The organism is Bacillus kalamii (assembly GCF_047238185.1).
Lineage (GTDB): Bacteria > Bacillota > Bacilli > Bacillales > DSM-1321 > Bacillus_AD.
This window is the reverse complement of record NZ_JBDFMI010000001.1, coordinates 2917952-2944046: the sequence shown is the minus strand read 5'-3', so window position 1 is coordinate 2944046 and position 26095 is coordinate 2917952. Positions and strand designations below refer to the sequence as shown.

19 protein-coding genes are annotated in these 26095 nt (G+C 41.5%); 15 read left to right on the top strand and 4 right to left on the bottom strand.

Annotated elements, in window-relative coordinates; all coding sequences use genetic code 11:
• Positions 1-2 precede the first annotated feature (2 nt).
• On the bottom strand, positions 3-662 hold the full coding sequence (locus ABC357_RS14590; protein ID WP_412888217.1) for an FHA domain-containing protein: 660 nt from the start codon (positions 660-662) through the stop codon (positions 3-5).
• A 220-nt stretch (positions 663-882) separates the two neighbouring features.
• Here ABC357_RS14590 and pbp4 point away from each other — a divergent pair, with 220 nt between their 5' ends.
• From pbp4 to ABC357_RS14560, 6 genes are all read left to right on the top strand, one after another.
• Positions 883-2940 (top strand): penicillin-binding protein PBP4(5), encoded by a 2058-nt coding sequence (pbp4, locus tag ABC357_RS14585; RefSeq protein WP_459562753.1) that lies wholly within the window; start codon positions 883-885, stop codon positions 2938-2940.
• 94 nt (positions 2941-3034) lie between these two features.
• Entirely contained in the window at positions 3035-3178 is a 144-nt protein-coding gene (locus ABC357_RS14580) for a hypothetical protein (protein WP_412888215.1), read from the top strand.
• Positions 3179-3209: 31 nt separating this feature from the next.
• On the top strand, positions 3210-5306 hold the full coding sequence (locus tag ABC357_RS14575) for a peptidoglycan D,D-transpeptidase FtsI family protein (RefSeq protein WP_412888214.1): 2097 nt from the start codon (positions 3210-3212) through the stop codon (positions 5304-5306).
• A 485-nt stretch (positions 5307-5791) separates the two neighbouring features.
• Positions 5792-6778: an ABC transporter substrate-binding protein gene (locus tag ABC357_RS14570; protein WP_412888670.1), complete on the top strand. Its 987-nt coding sequence runs from the start codon at positions 5792-5794 to the stop codon at positions 6776-6778.
• A 157-nt stretch (positions 6779-6935) separates the two neighbouring features.
• Positions 6936-7967 carry an ABC transporter permease gene (locus ABC357_RS14565; RefSeq protein WP_412888213.1) on the top strand — a complete coding sequence of 344 codons (1032 nt, stop codon included), beginning with the start codon at positions 6936-6938 and terminating at the stop codon, positions 7965-7967.
• Positions 7942-8736, top strand: coding sequence for an ABC transporter ATP-binding protein (locus tag ABC357_RS14560; RefSeq protein WP_412888212.1), 795 nt, complete (start codon positions 7942-7944; stop codon positions 8734-8736). The genes ABC357_RS14565 and ABC357_RS14560 overlap by 26 nt, the downstream gene beginning before the upstream one ends.
• Before the next feature lie 124 nt (positions 8737-8860).
• On the opposite strand, the gene ABC357_RS14555 is transcribed toward ABC357_RS14560, so the two are convergent.
• On the bottom strand, positions 8861-9445 hold the full coding sequence (locus ABC357_RS14555) for an SCO family protein (RefSeq protein WP_412888211.1): 585 nt from the start codon (positions 9443-9445) through the stop codon (positions 8861-8863).
• Positions 9446-9700: 255 nt separating this feature from the next.
• Between ABC357_RS14555 and ABC357_RS14550 the strand changes: the two genes are divergently transcribed.
• Positions 9701-10957: a M48 family metallopeptidase gene (locus ABC357_RS14550; protein ID WP_412888669.1), complete on the top strand. Its 1257-nt coding sequence runs from the start codon at positions 9701-9703 to the stop codon at positions 10955-10957.
• Positions 10958-11111: 154 nt separating this feature from the next.
• Here ABC357_RS14550 and ABC357_RS14545 read toward each other — a convergent pair whose 3' ends face one another.
• Positions 11112-11351, bottom strand: a complete 240-nt coding sequence (locus tag ABC357_RS14545) for an IDEAL domain-containing protein (protein WP_412888210.1) — start codon at positions 11349-11351, stop codon at positions 11112-11114.
• A gap of 202 nt (positions 11352-11553) precedes the next feature.
• Between ABC357_RS14545 and ABC357_RS14540 the strand changes: the two genes are divergently transcribed.
• Entirely contained in the window at positions 11554-12072 is a 519-nt protein-coding gene (locus tag ABC357_RS14540) for a competence protein ComK (protein WP_412888209.1), read from the top strand.
• A gap of 8 nt (positions 12073-12080) precedes the next feature.
• Here the strand turns inward: ABC357_RS14540 and ABC357_RS14535 are convergent, their stop codons facing one another.
• Positions 12081-12440 (bottom strand): YhjD family protein, encoded by a 360-nt coding sequence (locus tag ABC357_RS14535; RefSeq protein ID WP_412888208.1) that lies wholly within the window; start codon positions 12438-12440, stop codon positions 12081-12083.
• A gap of 310 nt (positions 12441-12750) precedes the next feature.
• Between ABC357_RS14535 and ABC357_RS14530 the strand changes: the two genes are divergently transcribed.
• The 7 genes from ABC357_RS14530 to ABC357_RS14500 all read left to right on the top strand — a co-directional run bounded on the left by ABC357_RS14530 (position 12751) and on the right by ABC357_RS14500 (position 26094).
• Positions 12751-13386, top strand: coding sequence for a TVP38/TMEM64 family protein (locus ABC357_RS14530; protein WP_412888668.1), 636 nt, complete (start codon positions 12751-12753; stop codon positions 13384-13386).
• Between the two features lie 305 nt (positions 13387-13691).
• Entirely contained in the window at positions 13692-17201 is a 3510-nt protein-coding gene (gene addB / locus ABC357_RS14525; protein ID WP_412888207.1) for a helicase-exonuclease AddAB subunit AddB, read from the top strand.
• Positions 17194-20925, top strand: coding sequence for a helicase-exonuclease AddAB subunit AddA (gene addA / locus ABC357_RS14520; RefSeq protein WP_412888206.1), 3732 nt, complete (start codon positions 17194-17196; stop codon positions 20923-20925). The genes addB and addA overlap by 8 nt, the downstream gene beginning before the upstream one ends.
• A 609-nt stretch (positions 20926-21534) precedes the next feature.
• Positions 21535-22098 carry a MarR family winged helix-turn-helix transcriptional regulator gene (locus ABC357_RS14515; protein ID WP_412888205.1) on the top strand — a complete coding sequence of 188 codons (564 nt, stop codon included), beginning with the start codon at positions 21535-21537 and terminating at the stop codon, positions 22096-22098.
• 75 nt (positions 22099-22173) lie between these two features.
• A complete protein-coding gene (locus tag ABC357_RS14510) occupies positions 22174-23193 on the top strand; it encodes a serine hydrolase domain-containing protein (RefSeq protein ID WP_412888204.1) in 1020 nt (339 codons plus the stop codon).
• Between the two features lie 366 nt (positions 23194-23559).
• The gene (locus tag ABC357_RS14505; protein ID WP_412888203.1) at positions 23560-25383 is read left to right on the top strand and encodes an APC family permease; all 1824 of its coding nucleotides are present in this window, start codon (positions 23560-23562) and stop codon (positions 25381-25383) included.
• 138 nt (positions 25384-25521) lie between these two features.
• The gene (locus ABC357_RS14500) at positions 25522-26094 is read left to right on the top strand and encodes a DUF2087 domain-containing protein (protein WP_412888202.1); all 573 of its coding nucleotides are present in this window, start codon (positions 25522-25524) and stop codon (positions 26092-26094) included.
• Position 26095 lies beyond the last annotated feature (1 nt).

Sequence of the window (26095 nt, the reverse complement as noted above, 5' to 3'; positions counted from 1 at the left end):
CGTTATAATCGCTCCATGTAATAGCCTTTATGGGGAATCGATTTGATGGAAAAGTAAGGTTTCATCCTTTTGCGGATTCTGTAGATGAGCGAGCTGATTTCTTCATCACTAGCCCAAGGCTGCATCGTATTTTTCCTTTCGGGCCAAGCCTGATCTATAATGGAAGACTTAGTAATCACTTCATTCATGTTTTCAAACAGCAGTTTGAAGCATATGTATTCCTTAGCCGGCATCTTAATCACTTCATTTTCGATAAGGACATTTTGCAAACTATCATTAAGCACCACATCACGTATGGACTGCAGCTCCTTCAAGCTTAGCTCACGGGTATTTTGGTCATCATGTTCAATTTTGAACTCAATCATGCCACTTATTAATGTAAGTTGGTCTCCCGTGGTCCAGAGAATTGGTTCCATTGGAGCCAATTTCATGCCATTAAGCTCCGTTCCGTGCTTGCTTGCCAAATCCATTATATAGAGCTTGCCATTTTCCATATACAATTTGCAATGCTCACGGGATACAAAATCATTATAGACAGGAAAATCCGCCCTCGTATGAAGGCTTGCTCTTCCGATTAAAACAGACTGCCCTTCATATATATATACATACTCGCCACGAGGCTCTGTATGGATTGTTTTCAGCATCAATTTATATGGATCCATTATAGAGCTTGCCCCCCTTTGTTGATAATGCAGAATATTCTGCATCTTATCATTTAAATATCATGTCCAGTCCATGGTTTCGTCCATGCATCAATTTTATAATTATAAAATATTAGATTGATAGTTGCCAATAAAGCGACATATAGGTGTCGGCCAGTACGGTTATTTTTGCAGTTTCAGAATGTCGAAAGCAAGCGAAATATCCAAAGTAAGGCAATGAATGAAAAAGAAAGGGATGTTAGTGATGAAGAAAGCATTTGTTATCCTAGTTTTGTTCCTTGTCCTGCTATTGGGTTACCAATTCTGGAAATGGGCAAAACTGCCGAAATCCGATCCTGAAGTGGTTTTCAGCCAATATTTGAAGCACTATAAACAATTGGAATACGAAGATATGTATACTCTGCTCTCTAAAGAGGAGTTAAAAAGGAACGATTTTACAAAGAAAGATTTCTTGCAAAAATATAAAAATATTTATTCTGGCATAGGTCTTGGAAAGATTGATATTCATTCGAAAAAAATGACTTATAACAAAGAAAAGAAAAAATATGAAGCTGTCTTTTCAGCCAGTCTGACTACCTCCATCGGTGTAATTCCCGCTGATTTTCATACATCCCTTGTGAAGGAAGATAGTGACATGGGAGCCCAGTGGAAGGTGGAATGGTCTCCAGGGCTTATTCTGCCCGATATGGAGTATGGAGACAAAGCTTATGCGGAAACATGGGAGCCCGTCCGCGGAGAAATACTCGATCGAAATGGCATTCCAATGGCTAAAAATGGAGAAGTGTATGAAATGGGAATCGTTCCTGGGAGACTTGGAGAGAACAAGGAGGAACAACTGGGCAGAATCAGCAAGCAATTTTCAGTTCCAATAGAATCCTTAACGGAAGCACTTGGGCAAAAGTGGGTGAAGCCGGATTTATTCGTTCCCATTAAAGTAATGCCAAGAACATTCAATCCAGGTTACTTCTCCAATACGGAATACCCCGGTGTATCCTTCCAGATTAAAAAGTTGCGGGTATACCCATTGGGTGAAGGAGCTGCCCATCTGATCGGGTATGTGAAGAAAGTGACAGCAGAGGATCTTGAGAAAGATGAAGAGCATATATACAGTGAAAGCGATTATATAGGCAAGGCAGGACTTGAATATACATTTGAGAAAGAATTGAGGGGAAAAAAAGGCGGAATAATCGGTATAAAGGATTCCTCCGGAGATGTTAAAAGGGTTATAATGGAAAGGAAACCAGTTAACGGAACGAATGTGGAGCTGACGATCAACTCCTCCCTGCAAAATTCTATTTACCAACAGTTGAAGAATGATACGGGAGCAGTAAGTGCGATGAATCCGTCTACCGGGGAGCTGCTGGCATTGGTCAGCTATCCTTCCTATGATCCTAACTTGATGGTGGCAGGTATGAGCACAAAGCAATGGAAGGCATACAGCGATAATCCGAACCATCCATTCATTAACCGGTTTTCGTCCGTATATGCACCGGGCTCAACCTTTAAGGCAATAACAGCAGCAGTCGGAGTAACTTTGGGAACAACATACCCCGAGAAGAAAAGGGCTATACACGGACTCCATTGGAAGAAGGATGCTAGCTGGGGCGGCTACTATGTTACCCGCGTAAAAGACGCTTCACCTGAAAATATGAACGATGCATTGGCTTATTCCGATAATATTTATTTTGCCCAGGAAGCATTGGAAATGGGGGCGAAAAGATTTGAGGAAGAGGCGGTTAAATTCGGTTTTAAGGAAGATTTCCAGTTGCCGATTGCCCTTCAAAAAAGCCAGTTATCCAATAAAGGAATTACAACTGACATACTGTTGGCCGACTCGGCGTATGGACAGGGCCAGGTGTTAATGTCCCCTATCCATCTGGGTGTAGCCTTTACACCCTTCGCCAATAATGGTGCGCTTATTATGCCGCGGCTGCTGAAGAATCAGCAGACAACTCCGCCTGTTCCAGTCATTTCACCTTCAACCGCCAATACCATCAGGGAAGGACTTATAGGTGTAGTAGAACGCCCTGATGGTACGGCACATAGCCTGAAACTGCCGGGAGTCACTTTGGCAGCAAAGACAGGTACAGCGGAATTAAAGAAGGAAAAAGGGGTCGACGGTCTGGAAAATGGGTTTTTAGTAGCCTTCAATACAGACCAGCCCAAGATTCTACTAACAGCATTGGTGGAAGATGTGAGTTTACGGAGGGGCAGCCATTACGTCAATGATCGGTTAAAACCCGTCTTGGCATCCTATTTGTCCTTTAGCGATGAATAATGGGGAAATTCAGTATGGACAGCAGTTATAGAGCCCTTTTACGATAGTGAAGTTCAGGCTTCTGGTTTAGAGGCATGCAGGGAGGAGTACGGATATGTTTAAGAGAAACGTCAGTGCGTTCAGCGGGATTGCGTTTATTTGCTGCAGCATGGTCTACATCATAATGCCCCAGCCTTTGACGGTCATGCTCTATTGCATTATAGGTTTAATTTTTCTTATTTCTCTTTTATTTTTTTGAGAATGATAGTTCGAAAGGGGAGTAGGCATGCTTGAAATTTAGTAAGGAAAAGAAAACCAAAAAACAAAAAAAACAAAAAAAAATCAGTTCATTTCGGCTGAATATCATGTTTTTCTTCGTGTTTATCCTATTTGTGGCATTGATTGTCCGCTTGGGGTTTGTTCAGATTCTATCCGGAGAGGATTATACGAATATGCTCAACCGGACCGACTTGAAGACAGTCAAGCTGAACGTTCCCCGCGGCCGGATTATGGACCGCAATTATAGCATGGTTATCGATAACGTAGGTGTGAACAGTATCATTTATACGCAAGGGGAGCATGATTCCCCGAAGGAAATGCTGAAGACTGCGGAGAAGCTGACACATTATATAAAAGTAACGGATGAGAAAATTACTGAGCGCGATAAAAAGGATTATTGGATCTTAAAACATCCGAAAAATGCCGTCAAAAAATTATCCGACAAGGAATTGAAAAATGAAAAGCTGAAAGATGCAGATCTTTATAGATTGCAGCTGGACCGCATCACAGAAAAAGATCTCAAGACGTTGACAACAGACGATTTAAAGATACTGGCCATCTTTAGGGAAATGAAGAAAGGCTACGCATTTACGCCACAGCCAATCAAAACCGGCGTCTCCGAAACAGAGATTGCCAAAATCAGTGAGATTCTCGATGAGCTGCCCGGTGTTGATGTTGTAGTCGATTGGAACCGGAAGTATCCTTATGGCGATATATTCCGATCGGTTTTAGGAAATGTATCTACTTCAGAAAAAGGGCTGCCAAGCGAGAAGCTGGACTATTATTTGGCACGTGATTATAACCGGAATGACCGGGTTGGAACAAGCCAGCTGGAATTGCAATATGAGGACGTCCTCCAAGGAGTGAAGCCCGTCAATGAAGTTGTTACAGATAAAAATGGCAATATCATCGATTCCAAAAAAGTGAAGGAAGGCAAGCAGGGGGACGATCTTGTCCTATCGATTGATATGAGGTTGCAAAAGAAGGTAGAAGAAGTCGTTAAAAGTGAATTGCTCCGTGCGAAAGCGAGCAGCGGCGGGCAGCATTTGGACAGAGCCTATGTCGTCATGATGAATCCGATGACTGGCGAGATATTAAGCATGGCCGGGAAAAGGCTTGAGTATGAAAAAGGGACTTATAAGGTGAAAGATGATGCCCTTGGCACAATTAACTCAGCCTATGCAATGGGATCTTCCGTCAAGGGTGCGACTGTCCTGACAGGATATAAAACAAAAGTGATTCACCCTTATACCACAATGACGGATGCACCTATTAAATTGGGGAAAAACCTAGTCAAAAAGTCGGTCAGTTCCATGGGGCCAATCACTGAAGTCGAAGCTTTGCAACGGTCTTCAAACGTGTATATGTTCAAGCTTGCGATAAGAATGCTCGGCCGGGAATATTATCCGGGCATGAAGCTGCCGAATAATTCGGATGCCTTCCAGGATATGCGCAACCATTTCGCCCAATTCGGGCTTGGTGTCAAAACGGGGATTGATTTGCCGAATGAATCAAGCGGATTCAAAAAGACGGCGGAAGAGCCAGGATTGCTTCTTGACTTTGCGATCGGCCAATATGATACATATACGCCGATGCAACTGGCTCAATATGTATCGACAATCGCTAATGGCGGCTACAGAATCAAGCCGCACCTTGTCAATGAGATACGGGAGCCGTCGCTTAATAAAGGGGATAAGGAAAACATCCTTAAAAGCGTTAATCCTGTTTATTTGAATAGAATCGATAATAAAAACAACGAAATTGCTAATGTTCAAGAGGGATTCCGGCGTGTATACCAGGTTCCGCACGGGACAGCCTACACGTACTTCAGTCAAGAGCCTTACAGGGATTACCATATTGCCGGGAAGACTGGTACGGCGCAATCATATTACTATGATCCCGTATTGCAGAAGACTCTCCTCGATCAGCCGACCTATAACTTGACGCTTGTCGGCTATGCACCATATGAAAAACCAGAGGTTGCCTTTTCGGTTGTGGTACCTGACATGAGAACAGACACCGATTCGGTCAATAAACATATCGGCCAGGGAATCATAAAAGCCTATTTTGATTTGAAAAATAGTGTGAAGGATGAAAAAAAGGAATGAATGTCTGGAAAGAGGAGCTCTAATTGGGCTCCTTTTTCTAATCCTGCAGGAATCGAAGAAAAATGTCGATTTCTAATTATGAATAGGTGCAGGATAGTTTGCAGATATGTGGAATACAATAGGCAGAGGAGAAATGTGTCTGAATGGTGAACGGAGAGTTTGGTCCGAAAGCACTGAACAAGGAGGGCTGATAGAAAGAGGGGATGAATAGACACTTTAAGTAAGCGCTTTCTTTTTTGTGGATATCGTTTATTGTTTTTCTGAACAAATCATCATTACCAAGATAAATTCCTTTTTCACTTACATGAATAGAATATATAGATAGCTTAATAGTGTACAAATATAATAAATAAATCTATTAATAAGCTAAATATATTGAATTTTCTTAAAAAACAGATATAATTTAATACATAAAAGCGTAACAGTGAAAAAGTAAAAGCACTTATTTTCTATGAAAAATTCAAGGGGGATTTTTAATGAAAAAGATGAAATGGACGATGGCAGCAGGAATGCTGTCCATCTTACTATTAGCGGGATGCGGTTCCAAGACTGATGATGATACCAATGCCGGGGAAGGATCCAAAGATAAAACATATAAAATAGGATTCACCCAATTCGTGGAGCATCCGTCATTAGATGAGGCGAGCAAGGGCTTTGAGAAGGCACTGAAGGATAAAGGAGTCAAGGCGGATCTAGACAAACAGAATGCACAAAATGATCAGAATAATACGGCCACTATCGCCAATAACTATGTATCGCAGAATGTTGATTTGATTTTTGCGAATGCGACACCGAGCGCCTTGGCTGCCAAGAACGCAACGAAGGATATTCCAATCATCTTTACATCCGTTACGGATCCAGTTGGTGCAAAGCTCGTCCAATCGATGGATAAGCCAGGCGGAAATGTCACGGGCACATCAGATAATAACCCTGAAGCTATACCAAATACGGTTGCCTTCATCGCGGATGAAATGAAAGCAAAGACAATTGGGACCATCTACAATTCCGGTGAACAGAATTCGGTTGTCCAAGTGGACGAAATGAAGAAAGCGGCTAAAGGCAAAGGGGTAAAAGTAGTTGAAACGTCTGTCTCTACTTCTGCCGAAGTAAAACAGGCCGCTGAATCGCTTGCCGGAAAAGTCGATGCCTTCTATATCATCACAGATAATACGGTCGTTTCCGCATTAGAATCGGTGATAATGGTCGCTGCTGACCGTAAATTGCCGTTGTTTGCAGGAGAATTGGACTCTGTTTCAAGAGGCGCTTTCGCGGCTTACGGCTTCAGCTACTACGATATCGGTTATCAGGCCGGGGAAATGGCTGCAGACATTTTGAAAAATGGAAAAAAACCTAGCGACATCCCAGTGGAGTTCCCTAATAAAGTCAAATTAGTCATCAATGAAAAAGCCGCTAAAGATATGGGTGTAGAGATTAAGGACGAATGGAAAGACAAAGCGGAGTTCGTAAAATAAGAAGAGATTCCGTACAGCAGTTTATGGGTGGAATAAAGGCTGGCGATGATGAGATTGTATTTCAGGTATCTGTGAATATACGAATCTTTGCAACGCCAGCCTTCTTTTCTATTGGACGTGCCGGACGATGAATTTCTACAGAGAGAGGAAGAAAGATATGGCAGGAGCAATTTTTAATTCAGTGGAAGCAGGTATGATATACGCCATAATGGCTTTGGGTGTCTACCTGTCCTTTCGTATACTTGATTTTCCCGATTTGACTGTTGATGGCAGCTTTGTCACCGGGGCGGCCACTGCCGCCATAATGATTGTGAATGGGTTTAATCCGCTATTGGCTACCGTTGCAGCTGCTTTTGCCGGCTTTTTGGCCGGTTCCATAACAGGGCTGCTTCATACAAAGGGAAAAATTAACCCTTTGCTATCGGGAATATTGATGATGATCGCGCTGTATTCCATCAACCTTCGGATCATGGGGCGTTCAAACGTTCCGTTATTGACGGAGGATACCTTAATTTCAAAAATACGCGATGCTTGGAACAATTCCGGTTTGAACGAAACTGCCGGCAATCTATTGGGCAGTGTGGGCCTTGATGGTGTGCTTCCCTCAGGCTGGGGAGTTCTTCTGGCCATGCTTGTTGTAACATTGATCATTAAATTCCTGATCGATGCCTTTTTGAAAACGGAAATTGGCCTTGCCATCCGGGCTACAGGGGATAATGAAAATATGATTCACAGCTTTTCAGCCAATACGAGTAACATGAAAATACTCGGCTTAGGCATATCGAATGGTCTTGTCGCATTATCGGGTGCATTGATTGCCCAATATGGAGGTTTCAGCGACGTCGGAATGGGAATCGGCATGATTGTGATCGGTCTGGCATCCGTGATTATCGGAGAAGCGATTTTCGGCAGCAAATCCATTGTCAGAGCAACCTTCGCTGTTGTTGGTGGAGCGATTATCTATCGGATTGTAGTAACACTGGCCATGCAGGCGAAGTTTTTGGATACGGGAGATATGAAGCTCATTACTGCCATTATTGTGATTATTGCCCTCATTTTACCGAAGATATTGGATAAACAGAAGGAGCGCACACGCAAGCAAAAGCGCTTGAGTGAATTGCATCTGAAGAATGGAAATGACGTTAAGGCAGGAGGGGACCACATTGCTTCAATTAAAGCAGATTTATAAAGTATTCAATGAGGGTACGCCAGATGAAAAGATGGCTTTATCCAATATCCAGCTTAACCTGGAAAAAGGCGATTTTGTCACCGTCATCGGAAGTAACGGGGCGGGGAAATCCACATTGATGAACATGGTATCGGGAAAGCTTAAACCGGATATAGGTGAAGTCGCGATTGACGGTGTTCAGGTTAATGGCTTGCCTGAGCATAAACGGGCCAGACAAATTGGCCGGGTATTCCAGGATCCGATGGCTGGCACCGCTCCAACGATGACAATAGAAGAGAATTTGGCCATCGCCTACGGAAGGACGACACCGCGTAAATTACGTTTAGGGGTTACAAAGAAACGGAAAGATTTTTTCCGTACTAAGCTGGAGTCGCTTCACCTCGGCCTTGAAAACCGTTTGAATGCAAAGGTCGGCTTGCTATCAGGTGGTGAAAGGCAGGCTCTTTCCTTATTGATGGCTACTTTTACAGAACCGAAAATTTTATTGCTGGATGAACATACGGCGGCATTGGATCCATCGAGGGCAGAACTGGTGACCGAGCTGACGAAAAATATTGTGAAGGAATATGGCCTGACAACATTGATGGTCACACATAATATGCAGCAAGCCCTCGATTTAGGGAACCGTCTAATCATGATGGATAAAGGGCAGATCATTTTTACGAGCGACCAAGAGCAGAAGAAACAATTGACAATTGAGAAGCTTTTGAGTGAATTCCAGCGCATTCGTGGGGAGCAAATGAATAATGACCGTGCAATGCTTGTCTGAACAAAAACATCCCTTTTAAGCGAGGGATGTTTTTATTTTATTTGGTTTCTGGAGCTGTCAAAGAGGCCGATATGAATAGAAATCAATTATACTTGAAGCAATAGGGCTTGTAGGCACAAGTCCTTTAAATCGCTTTCATGATCTTTTTATATACTTTTTGTTGGTTGAAATTTTTTTCTCCCATTCCGAACACGGCTATCACGTTATTTTTTTCATCAAGGAGATAGGTTGCCGATGAATGGATGAATTGCCCGGTACCGGGGTCACGAAATTGGAAATTAAAGCTGTCGGTTAATTTTTTAACATCGTTCTTGCTTCCTGAGAGAAGAAACCAGCCTTTATCTTCATTCATTTCGAATGTTTTCGCATATTTTTGGAGAACAAGCTTGGTATCATTTTCCGGATCGAAGGAAACGGTTATAAATTCAACTTTTTTCCCGAAGACTCCTTCTTTTTCCAAGCGGCTGCGCAGTTGTTTCATTTGGAATGTCGTGTTTGGGCATATATCCGGACATTGTGTGTACATAAATTCAACCAGCCTTACCTTTGGCTTCAAATGGCGATATGTAAAGTCTTCTCCTTTTACTGTTTGCAATGTGATGTCCTGAGGAAATTCCATTTTTGATTGCCGATAGTCTGTAAAATAATAGATGCCCGAGCCAATGCCAAGTACTAATAGGATTGCAAAAATCATATAGAGTTTTTTCATTTCTCCGCCCCGTTTCCTCACTATGCATATGAAAGAATATGTAAGAGTGCTTCATACATATCATACAACAAATATATTTGGCAAAGAGTGATAAAAAAGGAAAAACATTGAAATATATATGAACTCTTTATAGTTATTGAGGGAATATAAAATTGGTTCTAATTTATAGAAGTGCCAACTACATTAGTAAAGGGGCTTGTATTACTATCCGGTTTTCAAGGGCGGGGAACAAGAGGAGGTTGTGTGGTGCCTAGAATGATAATGAAGGCAGTCGGATTTTATATCTTGTTTGCCTTAGTAATGTTTCTGTATCTATTTGTATTCAGCGATTCAGATTTTCCTCAGCAATATAAAGGGACGAGCGCTGATCCAACAACGTTCATGAATGAGCATCAACTTGTGTTAAGTGAAGAGTACTCAGAAATAAAAAATTTCTTATTTTTTTTGAATACCCCGTTTGAGTGGCTTATGTACGCCATTATTCTCATGGCCGGACTATCAAAAAAATGGGAAAAATCATCTCTTTCTATTACACGTTTCACTATCTTTCAAAATGCTATTTATGTTTTTTATCTGTCTGTTCTTTCGTTTGCTGCCTTTTTTCCTTTTCAATATATCAGTTTCTATTTAGCCAAGAAGTATCATATCTCCAACCAGACGTTTTCTATGTGGATGAAAGATGAACTGCTTGATTTTTGGCTTGGGTTTTTGATGACTGCTGTCATTGTAAGTGTTCTTTATTATTTGATTAAGAAAAGCGCTAAGCGGTGGTGGGTATATCTTTGGCTGTTGTCCATCCCGTTTATGATGTTTTTCATGTTTTTAAAACCTGTTGTCATTGATCCGCTTTATAATGATTTTTATCCATTAAAGGATAAAGAGCTCGAAGCAAAAATCCTCCAGATCGCCAAAAAGGCAAATATACCTGCAGAACATGTCTTTGAAGTAGATATGGCTACGAAAACAAATACAATGAATGCGTATGTAACAGGTATTGGCTCAAACTCACGGATTGTGCTTTGGGACACTACTCTCAATAAATTGGACGATGATGAAATTCTGTTTATAATGGCACATGAAATGGGCCATTATGTGAAGAAACATATCTATTATGGAATTGTTATGTATGCTGTAGCCGGTTTTGCGGGATTATGGCTGACGGCTAAAATTATGGAAGGGTTGCTGAAAAGAAGAGGAAAGCAATGGGGAATTGCGTCGATTGGAAGCTTAAGCTCGCTTCCTTTGTTTCTCTGCATCCTGTCTGTCTTAAGCTTTGCATCGAGTCCGATATCAAATGCGGTTTCAAGGTATGAGGAAAAAAGCGCTGATGAGTATGCGATTGAGATGGTGAAGGATTCTGATGCTGCTGTCAAGACTTTTCAAGAGCTTTCTAAAACCTCCTTGTCGCAAATCCATCCGCCCATTTTAGTGAAACTTTTCAGATATACTCATCCGACGATGCTGGAGCGGATATCAATGCTTGAATCTTATAGTAAGGAAATGGGTGAATAAAAGGGAAGGTGCAAGGACACTGCCCAAACATCAATAAAGAAGGCTGCAGCGTGGGCAGCCTTCTTTTTCATATGGTCCAATATCATTAACGAGTGCAGTTCAAACAGTGTCGGCAGGAAATAATTTAGAAAGGAAGAATGTGTTCCCAGTAGGATTAAGCGCCGAATCGTTTATTTAATTCTGTTAGTTCTTTGCAATAGGCTGTAAAAAGGGCATTGTCTCTGTGATCGAGTGCATAATCAATTTTTTGAAGAAGTTGTTCTCGCTGTGCTTTTAACAAGGCTTCCTGAAGAATCATATCGACATAGAGTTCCAGCATGAATGTGTCTTTTTCGGATTGTTTTCTCTTTGATGTAGCTTTCATCATTTCTGTATAAGAATGTTCATTATTCATGAAGCATCACCCCTAGACCTTTTTATAATTATATTTAATTATAAAAGTAAAATCAACTGAAAATTTAAAAAATTTAAAAAATATATAAAAAGGAGGATTTTAATACATATAATTTAGAATTTTGTGTGAAATTGTAAATTTTTTGGCATTTTTATGGTATTTTATTCCTAAGATTGATAAAAAAAGAAAGGTTGGGGAGGATATGACAGATTATTTGGAATTGGTTTTGGATGAGTATGAAGTGAATCCTTATACGATCATGTTGCAACCAATGATTGTCGAGGGTAAACAAAGTTCCCATGTAACGGAAGTAGAAAGTGAATTTGCCGCACGCGGTAAGCCCATCGACATTATCAAAAAAAGCTGTGAATATTTTGGAAGTGATTATGAAGGGAGAAGGAGGGGCACGAGGCATTTAACAGGCTATACCCATAAAGCGCCCATTGAAATTGAGAAATCATTTTCCATTTTTATGTTTCCGACATCATCGCCGGAAAGGGATGATTGCATCTGGATTTCCTCGAGCCATATATTGCGTTTCTCTAAAAATGGGCCGTTCGAAACGAATGTGCTATTCAGGAATAAGAAACATATTTGCCTGCCAATCTCTTTCAGTGTTTTTGAATCGCAAGTAGCCAGGACTGCCATCCTTAAAAGTAAGCTTGAACAAAATGTGATGGAAACGAGAAGGAAGTACCATTATAGTGAACAGGAAGCCTAAAGCCATCCTCATTCAAGCCTTCCATATAAGTAGTGCTTCAATAAATCTTCAACTTTGTTTCGAATGCGGGGATTAAAGTAATTATGGTGTTCCTCAAAGCCTTTATAAAGAAACAGATACATTGTGAATGCGTCGTCGCGCTTTAGTTCACTTACTTTAATATTCTGCTGCCTCAAATAACGTTTGACATTAATCAGTTCAAGCTGTACGTATTTAATCGTTTGTTCAACCCATTCTATATAAGGCCTTCTTAATTTAAAAGGCCCTTTTTGAAAAATAGAAAGATCGCGTTGGAGAACTATTAACACCATAGGCAAATAGATAGCTTGCTCAATCATATCGCGATCTTCCTTTGGTATACGTGTCATTATAAACCCCTCCAGCAACCTCTAAAAATAGAACATTTGTTCTTATTCTATAGCAGCCTTTCCTCAATTTCAAGGTACTTTCCACATTTTGTTTCCGATATGCATCAAATAGTCTTTTGACTGGTTAAACATGCCTGCTTTTGCTATTTTTGTCGGGTATGTATGATTTCCAATCGCTAAGGGTAAAGGAAAAAAGGAGATTTCATTGAAAATCAGGGTTATACAGCTTTTTTTTCTTCAAAAAATATGTAATATAAGAGTAAGTACATATGTGAAGATGATTAAGATTACGTTGTTTAAGGAGCATTATATGGATGTGGAGACATTAAAAGATTTTTTTACAACAGAGCATATACTTGATTTAATTCAGCAGTATAAGGAATTCGGCATTTTTCCCGGCATTCTCCTTCCTTTAGTTGAAGCATTTTTGCCATTTTTGCCGTTAGTGGTTTTTGTGATCGCCAATACGAACGCATTCGGTTTGTGGATTGGATTTTTAATTACATGGGCAGGATCAACCGTGGGAGCGATATTAGTATTCTTAATCATCAGGAAGTATGGGCATATTAAACTGCTTGCATTCATAAAAAGAAATAAACAAGTGAAAAAGTTGACAAAATGGCTGGATGTGCATGGGTTTGGCCCAATTTTCGTTATGCTATGCTTTCCTTTCACGCCTTCGGCAGTGGTCAATATTGTTGCGGGGTTGTCGCGGATCAGTACAATGAAGTATATGATGGCGGTAGCTGCGGGAAAGCTTGTTATGATTTTTACAATTTCCTTTGTTGGAAGCGACATCACAGCATTATTCACGAAGCCATACAGGACAGCTATTGTGCTATTCATTATTTTTATCCTCTGGTATGTGGGCAAGCGGATTGAGGTAAGCCTAAACAGGGATATCGAATCAAAAGTGAAACAAAGGCAAAGAGGAAAGAATGAGTAGACTGTTTTTATATAGAGGATTGCCGCTATTGGAGTGCGTTTTTTGTTGGGACAAGCAGAACATACTGGATGGCAACTATAGAATTCAAAGAAGGCGGATAACCAACGTTCCTGATGGTTGTTTGCCTTCTTTGTTTCTCCCTGTAAACAGGAATTGTCAATCTCGGGATTCCTGCAAAAATGGTATACTGAATATATGTTTATGGGGATAGGAAGGAAATGGATTTTGCTGTTTTTTTATTGATTATTTAGGAGCATTACCGCGTTTTTGCTTCCTTCGCACATGAACTGAAAGGAGTTGGATATATGCCGCTACAATTTGTGTTGGGGCGTTCCGGAAGCGGAAAAACAACTTGGATGTTAGATGATATTAGACAGAAACTTCATAATCAACCTGACCGTCATCCGATTCTTTATTTGGTGCCGGATCAGATGACATTTATATCGGAATATAATTTGGCAGGCACACCTGGGTTAAATGGAATGATCGCGGCACAGGTTTTCAGCTTTCGGCGGCTTGCCTTGCGGGTTTTACAAGAAACCGGGGGAATGAGCAGATTGCATCTGAGCTCTGTCGGGACAAGCATGATGATTGCCAAAATCATTGAAGAAAAGAAGGATGAGCTGAAGCTATTCCAACGATCCGCGTCAAAAACAGGTTTTATCCAATCAATGGAGCAGATGCTGATCGAATTGAAGCGGTACTGTGTCTCACCGGAAGATATGGGTGGCATTCTTGAGGAAAGAATCGCCAAGGAAAGCGACCAGAGCCTTAGAGATAAATGGCATGATCTGCATATTATCTATACTGAATTTGACAAAGCCCTTATTGGCAAGTACCTTGATTCGGAAGATTATCTTACCCTTTTGGCGGCTAAAATCCCTAAATCATCCTATTTGCAGGATGCGGAAATTTATATAGACGGTTTTTATAGTTTGACACCGCAGGAATTGATGGTTGTCAATGAATTGATGAAGCACTGTAAAAAAGTGACTGTTGCTCTTACAATGGATCAGGCATTCAGACAGGGGCCGCCAAGTGACTTTTACTTATTTGCCATGAGTGCCCGGCTCTATGACCAGCTCTATAAATCAGCAAGTCAGCTTCAGGTGGAGATTGAGCAGGACAGGATCATGCAAAAGATTGTCAGGTTTGAGAAATCACCGGCCCTCGGACATTTGGAACACCATTTTAATAGAAGACCAGCTGTTGAATTTCCCGGGGAAGCGAATATTGTGGTGGGAATGGCAGCCAACCGGCGGGCAGAGATAGATGGAATTGCCAGAGAAATGATCCATCAGGTGAGAGACCAGCATTTCAGGTGGAAAGATATTGCCATATTGGTGCGGAACGGCCATCAATACCACGATTTGATCAAGACCACGTTTCAGGAATATAAGATTCCCGTTTTTATCGACTCAAAGGAAACCATGCTTCATCATCCTTTAGTCGAATTGATCCGTTCCTCGCTGGAAACCATTATGACTCATTGGAGATATGAGCCAGTCTTCCGGGCGATCAAGACAGACTTGCTTTATCCGTTGGACAGCAACCAAAGGGAAATGAGGCTTCAGGTCGACCAGTTGGAGAATTATGTATTATCAAGGGGCATAAAAGGCGATCGATGGACCAATAAGGAAAGATGGTCATACCGTAGATTCAGAGGACTCGAATTGGAAGAGCGGGGACAGACAGACCAGGAAAAATCTATGGAAGACATGCTGAATGAATTAAAGGACCTATTCGCGCAGCCCTTGCATACACTCTCCAAACGATGTAAACGGGCAAAGGCGGGATTGGAATATGCCCAAGCCGTTTACCAATTTTTAGAGGATATCCATATACCCGAGAAGCTGGAGAAATTGGAAAGGGCGGCAGAGGAAGAAGGGAATCTCCTTCTTCTTCAGCAGCATAGCCAAGCATGGAAATCTGTGGTGGATTTATTGGACCAGTTTGTTGAAACAATGGGCTCGGTGACAATGAACCTAAAGCAATTCATTTCGGTGCTTGACTCCGGCCTGCAAGCCATGAACTTCTCACAGGTTCCTCCTGCCATCGACCAAGTTGTCGTAGCCAATATGGATCTTTCAAGGCTTACGGATGTGCAAATCGCATTTGTCATCGGAATGAACGAAGGCGTTCTGCCTATGAAAGTATCCGAGGAAGGCATTTTATCGGACCAGGACCGGCATGCCCTCACTAAGGCTGGTGTGGAATTGGCTCCGGATTCAATGACCCGTTTGTTGGATGAGGAATTTACGGCATACAGGGCATTTACGACGCCATCACATGCATTATTTGTTACGTATCCACTAGGGGATGAGGAAGGGGCAGCCTTGTTGCCGTCACCCTATATTAAACGGATCAAAGAAGTAGTGCCTTCCATGAAAGAAATTTCTTTTCAAAATGAGCCAGGTGCTGAAGGAGAAGAACTTCAGCTGAAATATATGCCGAATGAAGATGTCGCCTTATCCAATTTAGCGGCTGTGCTGCAAATGAAGAAGCGCGGCTATAAAGTGGAAGCCAGCTGGTACAGTTTATATAATCAGCTTTTGGAATCAGAGACACATAGAGAAGCGGCAAAAAAAGTTTTGTCGAGCCTCTTTTATGAAAATAAAGTGGTCCGCCTCAGCGAACATACCTCGAAGCAATTGTATGGAAACCGGATGAAAGCAAGCGTTTCGAGAATGGAAAAATACAACAGCTGCGCATTTTCCCATTTTGCATCCCACGGTTTACATCTTCAGGAACGAAAGGTGTTCAGGCTTGAAGCGCCTGATATTGGTGAAATGTTCCATGGAGCCATTAAGATCATCTCGGATGACCTGTTGGAAAAAAAGAGATCTTGGGCTACTTTAACGAAAGAAGAGTGCAGAAAATATGCGAGTGGCGCAGTTGAGCAGTTGGCGCCAAAACTACAGAACCAAATTTTGCTTAGCACTAACCGCCACCATTTTATTAAACGCAAGCTGGAAAATGTAATCAGCAGGGCGAGCATGGTATTGAGCGAGCAAGCAAGGCACAGCGGTTTTGAGCCGGTCAAACTGGAGTTGGGGTTCGGCTTCGGGACCGAGGATAGTCTGCCGCCTCTTTCTTTTACTTTGGCCAACGGCTCGGAAATGGAATTAGTCGGCCGGATCGACAGAGTGGATAAGGCAGAGATCAATCATCAAACGTATCTGCGCATCATCGATTATAAATCGAGCAGCAAGGACGTGAACTTGGATGAAGTCTATTATGGGCTTGCATTGCAGATGCTGACATATTTGGATGTCATAATCGCCCATGCCCAGAGGTTAATAGGAACAACAGCGCATCCGGCAGGCATGCTTTACTTCCATATGCATAATCCAATCATTAAGGCGACTGAGATGCTTGGTTCAGATGTGATTGAAGAGAAAATTTTTGAAGAGTTTAAGATGAAAGGCTTGCTCCTTAATGACCAGGATGTCCTGAATATGATGGACCATGATCTCATCAAAGGAGAGAGAAGCGCTTCAAAGGTTATATCTGTGGCTTATAAAACTGGGGGACTGTTCAAAAGCGGCGCGCCTATCGCCAGTGAACAGGAGCTTCAAATGCTAAGAGGGCATATCCATCAGATTTATCAACAATCAGGCAATGAGATTATGGAAGGGAACACAACCATCAATCCGTACAAGCTGAAGGATCGGATTCCATGCACATTCTGTCCGTACAAGAGTGTTTGCATGTTCGACAGCGCCCTGAAAGAAAACCAATACCGGAATTTGCAACCGAAAAAACATGATGAAATCATGCAGAGCATAATAGAAAAGGGGGATGACCATGAGTAAAGGCCAAATCCCTGCTATGCCCCCTGAACTAACATGGACAGAAAGCCAATGGAAAGCCATTTGGGCAGAAGGGCAGGATATTTTGGTTGCGGCAGCAGCCGGATCAGGGAAAACAGCTGTGCTGGTCAACCGTATTATCAATAAAATCATTTCAAACGAAATGAATGTAGACGAGCTGCTGGTTGTGACCTTCACCAATGCGGCGGCGGCCGAAATGCGACATCGTATTGCAGATGCGCTCGATAAAGAAATTAAGAAAAATGCAGAATCGCAACATTTGAGAAGGCAGCTCAGCCTTTTGAACAAGGCCTCTATCTCAACCTTGCACTCTTTTTGCCTGGATGTGATTCGGAAGTATTATTATGAAATCGATATTGATCCGGGATTTCGCATTGCCGACAGCACAGAAGCGGAGCTCTTAAAGGATGAGGTACTGGATGATTTATTGGAGGAGCAATATGCCATTGCCGGCAATGATCCTTTTTTCCGTTTAGTAGACGCGTTCAGCAACGACAGGAATGATATTGAATTGCAGAATATCATCCGTACGCTCGATAATTTTTCGAGCTCGCATCCTTATCCTGAAAATTGGCTCGACAGCATGGTTGATATGTATGACCTGCAAGAAGGAGCGGTTATTGATGAATTACCATTTTACCCTTCATTGCAGTTCTATATTCAACTGCAGCTTTCCGAAGCGAGAGCTTGTATTGAGAATGCCCTTGAAGTCACAAAAATCCCAGGCGGACCGGCTCCGCATGCTGAAATCCTGGTGAAGGATCTGACGCTTCTTGAAACATTGGAAGCCGCTTTTACGCAATCATGGAGTGCTTTATATGAAGCAATGGGAAGTTATAAGTTTGCCACTTTAAAAGCAGTTAAAGGCGATGAATATGATAAGGATCTAATCGAACAATCGAAAGAACTGCGAAAGCAGGCAAAGGATGCAGTCGATGGATTAAAGAAAGAACTTTTTTCAAGGAAGCCAGAAAGCTATCTTCATGATATGAAAGAATTGAAAGGCTATGTGGCGATGCTGGCTGAGCTGGTGAAGGATTTCAAGCAACGGTACGCGGCAGAAAAACGCGAAAAAAGCATTGTCGATTTTTCAGATTTGGAGCATTACTGCCTGCAGATATTGACCGGGACAGACAGCGACGGAAACATCATTCCATCGCAGATTGCCGAAAACTACAGAAGCCAATTTAAGGAAGTGCTTGTCGATGAGTACCAGGATGTAAACTCTGTCCAGGAAACACTTCTGAATTTAGTGAGCAAGCCTGAACCTGCCGAAGGGAACAGATTCATGGTTGGCGACGTGAAACAATCCATCTATCGTTTCCGCCTGGCAGAGCCCAACCTTTTTTTAGGAAAGCATATGACCTATCGACACGATGGCGCTGCTGGAGGATTGCGGATTGATTTGAATAAAAATTTCCGCAGCAGAAAGGAAGTATTGGACGCAACCAATTATCTGTTCAAGCAGCTGATGGGCGTTACAGTGGGTGAAATTGTATATGATGATGATGCTGAATTGAAATTGGGTGCCCCTTATCCGCAAGATGAAGCATTTCCGGTTGAAATTCTATTGATCGACCGGGATCAATCCGAAGGAAGCAAGGGCATGCCCGAAGAACAAGAGGAAGAGCTTGAAAAAGCACAATTGGAAGCAAGGCTGTTGGCTCAATCCGTCAAAGAGATGATCCATGAGAAAAGGAAAATCACTGATACAAAGACCGGCTTGGAACGGTTGATCACATACCGTGATATTGTCATCTTGATGAGATCGATGACATGGGCGCCGGAAGTTATGGAAGAGTTCAAAAAGCAAGGGATACCAGTATACGGTAACCTGGCTTCCGGTTATTTTGAAGCAACGGAAGTGGCAGTTATGATGTCCCTTTTGAAAGTCATTGATAATCCGCTTCAGGATATCCCGCTCGCCTCTGTGCTGAGGTCTCCGATCGTCGGATTGGACGAAGAGCAAATGGCGGCAGTGCGAACCTATGGCAAAGGCAATTCGTACTTTGAAGCATTGCAGTCTTTCTGTAAGGAAGGAAAGACGGAAATCAATGGGGAGTTTTATGTTAATGTCCATACCTTTTATGAGATGCTTGGTGTATGGCGTGAACTCGCCCGCCAGCATTCCGTTGCTGATTTGATTTGGCAGCTTTACCGTGATACGAAATATTATGATTATGTAGGCGGAATGCCAGGCGGAAAACAAAGGCAGGCTAACTTGCGCGCACTATATGACAGAGCCCGCCAATATGAAGAAAGTTCATTTAGGGGCTTGTTCCGCTTTCTTCGTTTCATTGAAAGAATGCAGGACCGCGGGAATGACTTAGGGACGGCGCGTGCGCTCAGCGAACAGGAGGACGTGGTCCGGATCATGACGATCCACTCCAGCAAGGGCCTTGAATTCCCAGTTGTTTTTGTCTCAGGAATTGCCCGGCAATTCAATATGATGGATTTATATAAAAGCTACCTGTTGGATAAGGAATATGGGTTTGCATGCAAATATACGAATCCGGATCTCCGGATTACCTACCCTTCCTTGCCGCAAATCGCCTTTAAAAGAAAGAAACAGCTCGAGCTCATTGCAGAAGAGATGAGGGTCCTATATGTAGCTTTAACGCGTGCCAAGGAGAAATTGATCTTAATCGGCAGCATAAAGAATAAGGATAAGACGCTTAAAAAATGGCGGACTAGTTTGCACCATCCTGTTTGGCTTCTCCCGGAGCATTTACGGGCCTCCGCCAAGAGCTATAGCGATTGGATTGGTCCTGCCCTCGCCCGACATAGGGATAACGCCGATTTCTTTGAAGGGGCAGCCCATACGGGAGTGGATCAATCGATTGTCCGCCACCCATCTTCCTGGAAGATGTCGATCATTGAGGCAACCGCTTTGAAGGCCACAGTGGATGAGGAAGAAAATGAACAGGATATGATGGATGCATTGCGCAATTTTCAAGCTGTCCATATAGAATCCGATTTTGCCGGACAGATAAAAGAACAGCTCTCATGGAAATACGGGCGCCATGCAGCGGCGAACCACCTTTCCAAACAGACAGTAACAGAGCTGAAACGGCAGGTTGAAGTACAGGAGAGGGAAAATGCATTCCAAATCATGAAGCCAGTCAAGAAAATCCATGAACGCCCTGCTTTCATGCAAGCTAAATCAATTACAGGCGCAGAGAGAGGGACCATCACCCACTTAGTCATGCAACAGGCCAATGTCAGGGATGATATGACAGAGGAAAAAATCATATCCCTTATTCACCGCCTTGTTGAAGAAGAATTTTTGACAGCCGAACAAGCGGAAGCAGTAAATGTGGATGAAATCGCGGCTTTCTTTGAAACAGACCTGGCAAAAAGGATGAAGCAAAGCCAGAAAATACAGCGTGAAGTGCCTTTCAGCTTGATGCTGCCAGCTCAAGAAGCATATAGTGATTGGGATGGTCCCGATGAACTGGTCATGGTTCAGGGGATTATTGATTGCCTGTTTACAGATGAGGAAGGGACAGTCTTATTGGATTATAAGACTGATCGGATCACTGACCGCTTTCCAGATGGATTTGGACAGGCAAAACCTATTCTCGAGAAGAGGTATGCTGTACAAATTGACCTATACACACGCGCGGTGGAAGAGATACTTAACATCCAGTTAAACGGCCGTTATCTATATTTCTTCGATGACGGAGGGCATGTACTGGAAATGTAAAGGGAAGATGGATGGAATGGACGAATGGGTCCATTCCATCTTTTTTTCGGAAAAGCAATCTTGCGCTTTAAAATAGTCCATTTTTGTTAGTAGAGTAATCAGTTGCTTGTACTTTGATAGATGAAATGGATAACGGCATAAACCTACTAATCCTGCTAGCAATGAAGCAGGTATAGAAATAGAATTACTTCGATATAGAATGTATCCTAAAGGGTTAAGAGGATATCTCATGGCACATGTTCATAACGAAAGATCTCTCGTGTATTTAGGGAATATTAATTAGTATCTCACATTAACTATGTACATCTTGGAATCTTAATGATAACAATCAGCCTATGCTGTTATCGGGTGGACGTTTTAGTTCAGTAGTTGTTTCGGTAAAATCCTGCGTTAATATGCAGGATTTTTTCTTGTTCAAAAATGGGTCGGATAGTTGAACAGGCAATATTTAATAAGTGGAATTTTCAATTAAAATAATCGGTTGCAGGTGGTTTTTTATTAACTGAACTGGCTTTGTGTTTCAAGAGTAATATAGACAGTATATTGACTATATTATAAAATGTGATACTCTTAATTTAGACAATATAATGACTAAATTGGAGGCCGGATATGGATATTTACAGAGAACTTTTTTTAATGCAGCAAACGTATGCTACTTTGTTTTCTTTAGCAAATAAAATTCAGGTAAAAAGCGATAAGTATCTTGAACCTTTAACATCAAGACAGTATATGGTAATGGTGGCAATTGCGCATTTACCTGAAGATGAAACGACTTTAAATAATATTGCTAGAAAATTAGGTACTACAAAACAGAGCACTAAACAATTAATCACGATTATAGAAAAAAAAGGCTATGTACATATAGTTCCTAGTAGGAAAGATAAACGTGCGATCAACGTAAAAATTACTAATAACGGAAAAAAGGTATTACTTGTTGTTGCAGAAAAAGGCATATTCCTTTTGGAAGACCTTTTTAAGAAATTTTCAACTGAAGAATTGGAAACAATGTGGGAGCTATTGAAGAAACTTTATAGTTTTGATGATGAAGTTCACGACGGATTTGAAGAAGAGGGTAATTTAAACATGGATGAAGATACTGATGAATTACAAATGAACATAATGAAAGAGTTTGGGAGAAGAAGAATTCAAGCAGTTAATAAAGGGGAAAAATAAATAAATAGGCTAATTTATCTTGAAGAAAATAGATCAACCCTTTTAAAGATTGAAGGATAAAGGAGAGAAATCATTATGTTTGAAATTAGCGATAAAACACTAAAATTAATTAAAAGGGCCTGTAGAGGAAAGAAACATATAAAATTAACTGTTGGCTATTTAACAACAGACAATCATTCGGTAATAAAAATATTTAATGAAAAAGGGGAACAAGATCCATCAAAAAAATACCACTATGAAATTGGGTCGATAACCAAGACGTTTACTGTATCATTATTATCAAAATATGTAGCTGAAGATAAGTTGTCGATAAACGATTCAATACAAACATATATAGAAGACCTTAAGGGGGATGAGTATTATCCTACATTGCTCCGTCTTGCTACTCATTCTTCTGGGTATTCAGCGAGACTCCCATTAAATAAGCGTGAATATTTTAATCTAATTTTAGGTTTGATTATGGGCAGTGGAGATATGAATAAGACTAATCCGCTAAATATGGATTATGACAAAATGAAAATCCTAATTGAAAAAAATAAATTAAGAAATATGGATTATTCATGGAAATATTCAAATTTCGGCATTTCACTTCTTGGTTATGGGTTGGGGATTGTATCAGGAAGAGGATATTGGGATACCATGAATGAGTTCCTTCATAAGGAACTTGGGCTCTGCGATACATATTTAGGAACATCAAATAATAATTTACATGGATATAACAAAAAAAATGATGATTGCGGCAACTGGGACTGGAACAAGGAAAATCTAATATCACCGGCGGGTGCAGTAAGTTCAACTGCTGACGATTTACTCAAATATGCAAAGATACATATATCCGAAGATAAACCATATATGTCTCTTTGCCACAAAAAATATGGAAATGCAACAAAGAAGTATGATATGGGCCTTGGATGGTTGCTCTTAAAGAAAAATCATAATGTGATTTTGCATGGCGGTGGAACAGGTTGCTTTAGTTCATTTTTAGCAATAGATAAAGAAAAGAAAGTGGCCTCCGTAGTTTTGGCCAATTATCAATTAGGTAGAAAAGAGGATGAACAAATAGGAATTTCCTTGCTAGAAAGTCTACAAAATTGAAAGCAATTAGTGAACATTCGTCATAAAGTCAGGCAAAACAAAGAAAATAGTTTACAAGAATTGTTTACGAGAGTATGATAATCATCGGTTGAAAGTTTCTGAATTGAAATATGTTTTTGACATTAGGTGTCTCATATAGAAATTCAGCCATTTAACCTCCCATAAATGTTAACGGTACGGCTATTTTAGCATTGAAGATTTTACGTATAAAAGGGTAATCAGCAGATGTTAATAGAGGCAATGCAGTATCGTATCTGATACGCGCTGGCAAATCCCAATGCCGGTGTTTTTTAATAGCCCGCAAGTTTGGTACCGGTAATATTTTATGCTAAGGACATGTATGTAATTTGTATGGGTGGTGTTCATATGTATTCAATGATTAAACGTTTTCTATTAGGGCGTCCGCTGACGTCGGCTGAGTTGCACGACCAAAAGCTGAATAAAACGAAAGCTCTTGCCATCCTTTCTTCAGATGCGCTATCATCTGTAGCTTACGGGCCAGAGCAGGTATTAATTGTATTGATATCTGTAGGGTCGCTAGCCCTTTGGTACTCGCTGCCTATTGCAGTGGGAGTGTTGATCCTGCTGGTCGCCCTAATTTTGTCATATAGACAGATTATCTTTGCCTATCCGCATGGGGGAGGGGCTTATGTCGTATCACGGGAAAATCTTGGGGAAAATCCTGGATTAATTGCCGGGGGTTCTTTACTTGTCGATTATATCTTAACAGTTGCTGTTAGTATTTCCGCCGGTACAGATGCTATTACATCCGCCTTTCCGGGTTTGCATGAGCATAAGGTTGCCATTGCCTGCGCTTTGGTCGTCTTTATTACTATATTGAACTTGCGCGGCATTACGGAATCGGCGTCCATACTTGCGTATCCTGTTTATTTGTTTGTCTTTGCCTTATTTATATTGATTGGGGTTGGCGTTTTTAACGTGTTGACAGGACATATCCCGGCTGATATCCATCCTTCAATCGGAACGCCTGTGGCAGGGATTTCGCTGTTTATTCTGCTACGGGCGTTCGCGTCGGGCTGCTCTGCTTTAACCGGGGTAGAAGCCATTTCGAATGCCATCCCGAATTTTAAGGAACCGGCTCCGAAAAATGCTGCAAAGACGTTAATGGCGATGGGAGGCTTGCTGGCTGTCCTGTTAATTGGGATTGTGTTCCTTGCGTATTATTATGGCATTACGCCGAAGACGGAGGAAACGGTTGTGTCCCAATTGGCTGCCGATGTTTTCGGACGGAATGTTTTGTATTATTTCGTTCAGGCAACGACAGCTCTTATTCTGGTGCTTGCAGCCAACACTGGCTATTCTGCCTTTCCATTGCTGGCAGTAAACTTGGCAAAAGATAAATATATCGCCCGTATGTTTACGATCAGAGGGGACCGCCTGGGCTATTCAAATGGAATCATTGCCCTAGGCTTGGCTTCCATTTTGTTGATTATCATTTTCAAAGGCCAGACTGAATCGTTAATTCCTTTATATGCGGTCGGGGTATTCATTCCTTTTACATTGTCCCAAACCGGGATGCTCGTGAAATGGATCAGGGAAAAACCGAAAGGATGGATCGCCAAACTATCCATCAACTTTGTCGGAGCAGCCATCAGTTTCTCTGTCATGATGATTTTCTTCATTACGAAGTTCAGCCATGTGTGGCCAGTATTGATCTTTTTGCCTTTGATCGTTATGGGTTTCCACCGGATAAAGAGACATTATCTGGCTGTCGGGGAGCAATTGCGGATATCAACGGAAACATCCGAAAAACCGGTTAACGGAAATGTTATGATTATCCCGGTTGCTGGGATTACTCGTGCAGTTGAGCATTCCATCTGTTATGCGAAAGCGTTCAATTGTGAAATTAGGGCGGTTTATGTATCAATCGAGAAGGAACAAGAAAAGAAATTCACTGATAAATGGAAACAATGGCAGCCGGATATCCCTCTTGTGGTGCTAGAATCTGAATACCGGAGTATCATACAGCCGTTGACGAAGTATATCGATGTTGTCATTAAGGAAACGAAAGCAAACAATAATACGGTGACAGTCCTTATTCCGCAATTTATTCCGAAAAAGAATTGGCAAAATACGCTCCATAATCAATCCGGATTATTGATACGTACGTATTTGCTTTATCGGAAAAATGTGATTGTAACAACTGTCCCTTTCCGTTTCAAAAAATAGAAGCTGAAGTTGAAAAGTAAATGCCCATTATGGGCGTTTACTTTTTTGTTGTTCCCATAGGGCGGGGAGATTTTTTGAAAGTAATTGATTTATCTAACTAATTAGATTATCATCTAATTAGTTAGAGGAGGGATTTTTTTGCAATTAGATAGATTGGTCCATTTTCATAAAACCATCGGCGATCCTACCCGGATAAGAATTTTGTCATTATTGAACCAGCATCCAATGCATGGCCAGGCCATCGCAGGAAGATTAGGGCTTAAGCCGCCTACCATCACCCACCATATCTCAAAGCTGCGGGAAATCGGTTTGATCAAAGAAAAGCGGGACGGCAATACGATTTATTTCTCACTTAACCAAAAGGTGCTTGAAAGCAGTGCTATTGCCATTGTGAAGCTTATCTCAAAGGAAGAAAAAATCGATTGGCATACCGATGATGCAGAGAAATACAAGGTACTTACCCATTTCTTTAGCCATGATGGACGTTTGGAGAAAATGCCAGTCCAACGGAAAAAGAAATTGATTATACTTGAACGGATTGCAAGTGGTTTGGAGATGGGGAAGGTCTATGAAGAATCTGAAATAAATGCTTATCTTAAAGCATACAATGACGATTATGCATTGTTGAGAAGAGAGTTGGTCATGCATCAGTTTATGTTCAGAGAGAAAAACAGATACGAATTAAATCCGCCTGAGCTTTGGCAAGTGTAAA

What these genes read in the sequence shown, in the direction of transcription:
- ABC357_RS14580 (WP_412888215.1), top strand. Translation starts at nt 3,035, where the DNA reads ATGTTTAAGAGAAACGTCAGTGCGTTCAGCGGGATTGCGTTTATTTGC.
- ABC357_RS14510 (WP_412888204.1), top strand. Translation starts at nt 22,174, where the DNA reads ATGTTTGAAATTAGCGATAAAACACTAAAATTAATTAAAAGGGCCTGT.
- ABC357_RS14570 (WP_412888670.1), top strand. Translation starts at nt 5,792, where the DNA reads ATGAAATGGACGATGGCAGCAGGAATGCTGTCCATCTTACTATTAGCG.
- addB (WP_412888207.1), top strand. Translation starts at nt 13,692, where the DNA reads ATGCCGCTACAATTTGTGTTGGGGCGTTCCGGAAGCGGAAAAACAACT.
- ABC357_RS14550 (WP_412888669.1), top strand. Translation starts at nt 9,701, where the DNA reads ATGATAATGAAGGCAGTCGGATTTTATATCTTGTTTGCCTTAGTAATG.
- ABC357_RS14535 (WP_412888208.1), bottom strand. Translation starts at nt 12,440, where the DNA reads ATGACACGTATACCAAAGGAAGATCGCGATATGATTGAGCAAGCTATC.
- addA (WP_412888206.1), top strand. Translation starts at nt 17,194, where the DNA reads ATGAGTAAAGGCCAAATCCCTGCTATGCCCCCTGAACTAACATGGACA.
- ABC357_RS14505 (WP_412888203.1), top strand. Translation starts at nt 23,560, where the DNA reads ATGTATTCAATGATTAAACGTTTTCTATTAGGGCGTCCGCTGACGTCG.
- ABC357_RS14515 (WP_412888205.1), top strand. Translation starts at nt 21,535, where the DNA reads ATGGATATTTACAGAGAACTTTTTTTAATGCAGCAAACGTATGCTACT.
- pbp4 (WP_459562753.1), top strand. Translation starts at nt 883, where the DNA reads ATGAAAAAGAAAGGGATGTTAGTGATGAAGAAAGCATTTGTTATCCTA.
- ABC357_RS14530 (WP_412888668.1), top strand. Translation starts at nt 12,751, where the DNA reads ATGGATGTGGAGACATTAAAAGATTTTTTTACAACAGAGCATATACTT.
- ABC357_RS14545 (WP_412888210.1), bottom strand. Translation starts at nt 11,351, where the DNA reads ATGAATAATGAACATTCTTATACAGAAATGATGAAAGCTACATCAAAG.
- ABC357_RS14590 (WP_412888217.1), bottom strand. Translation starts at nt 662, where the DNA reads ATGGATCCATATAAATTGATGCTGAAAACAATCCATACAGAGCCTCGT.
- ABC357_RS14540 (WP_412888209.1), top strand. Translation starts at nt 11,554, where the DNA reads ATGACAGATTATTTGGAATTGGTTTTGGATGAGTATGAAGTGAATCCT.
- ABC357_RS14565 (WP_412888213.1), top strand. Translation starts at nt 6,936, where the DNA reads ATGGCAGGAGCAATTTTTAATTCAGTGGAAGCAGGTATGATATACGCC.
- ABC357_RS14555 (WP_412888211.1), bottom strand. Translation starts at nt 9,445, where the DNA reads ATGAAAAAACTCTATATGATTTTTGCAATCCTATTAGTACTTGGCATT.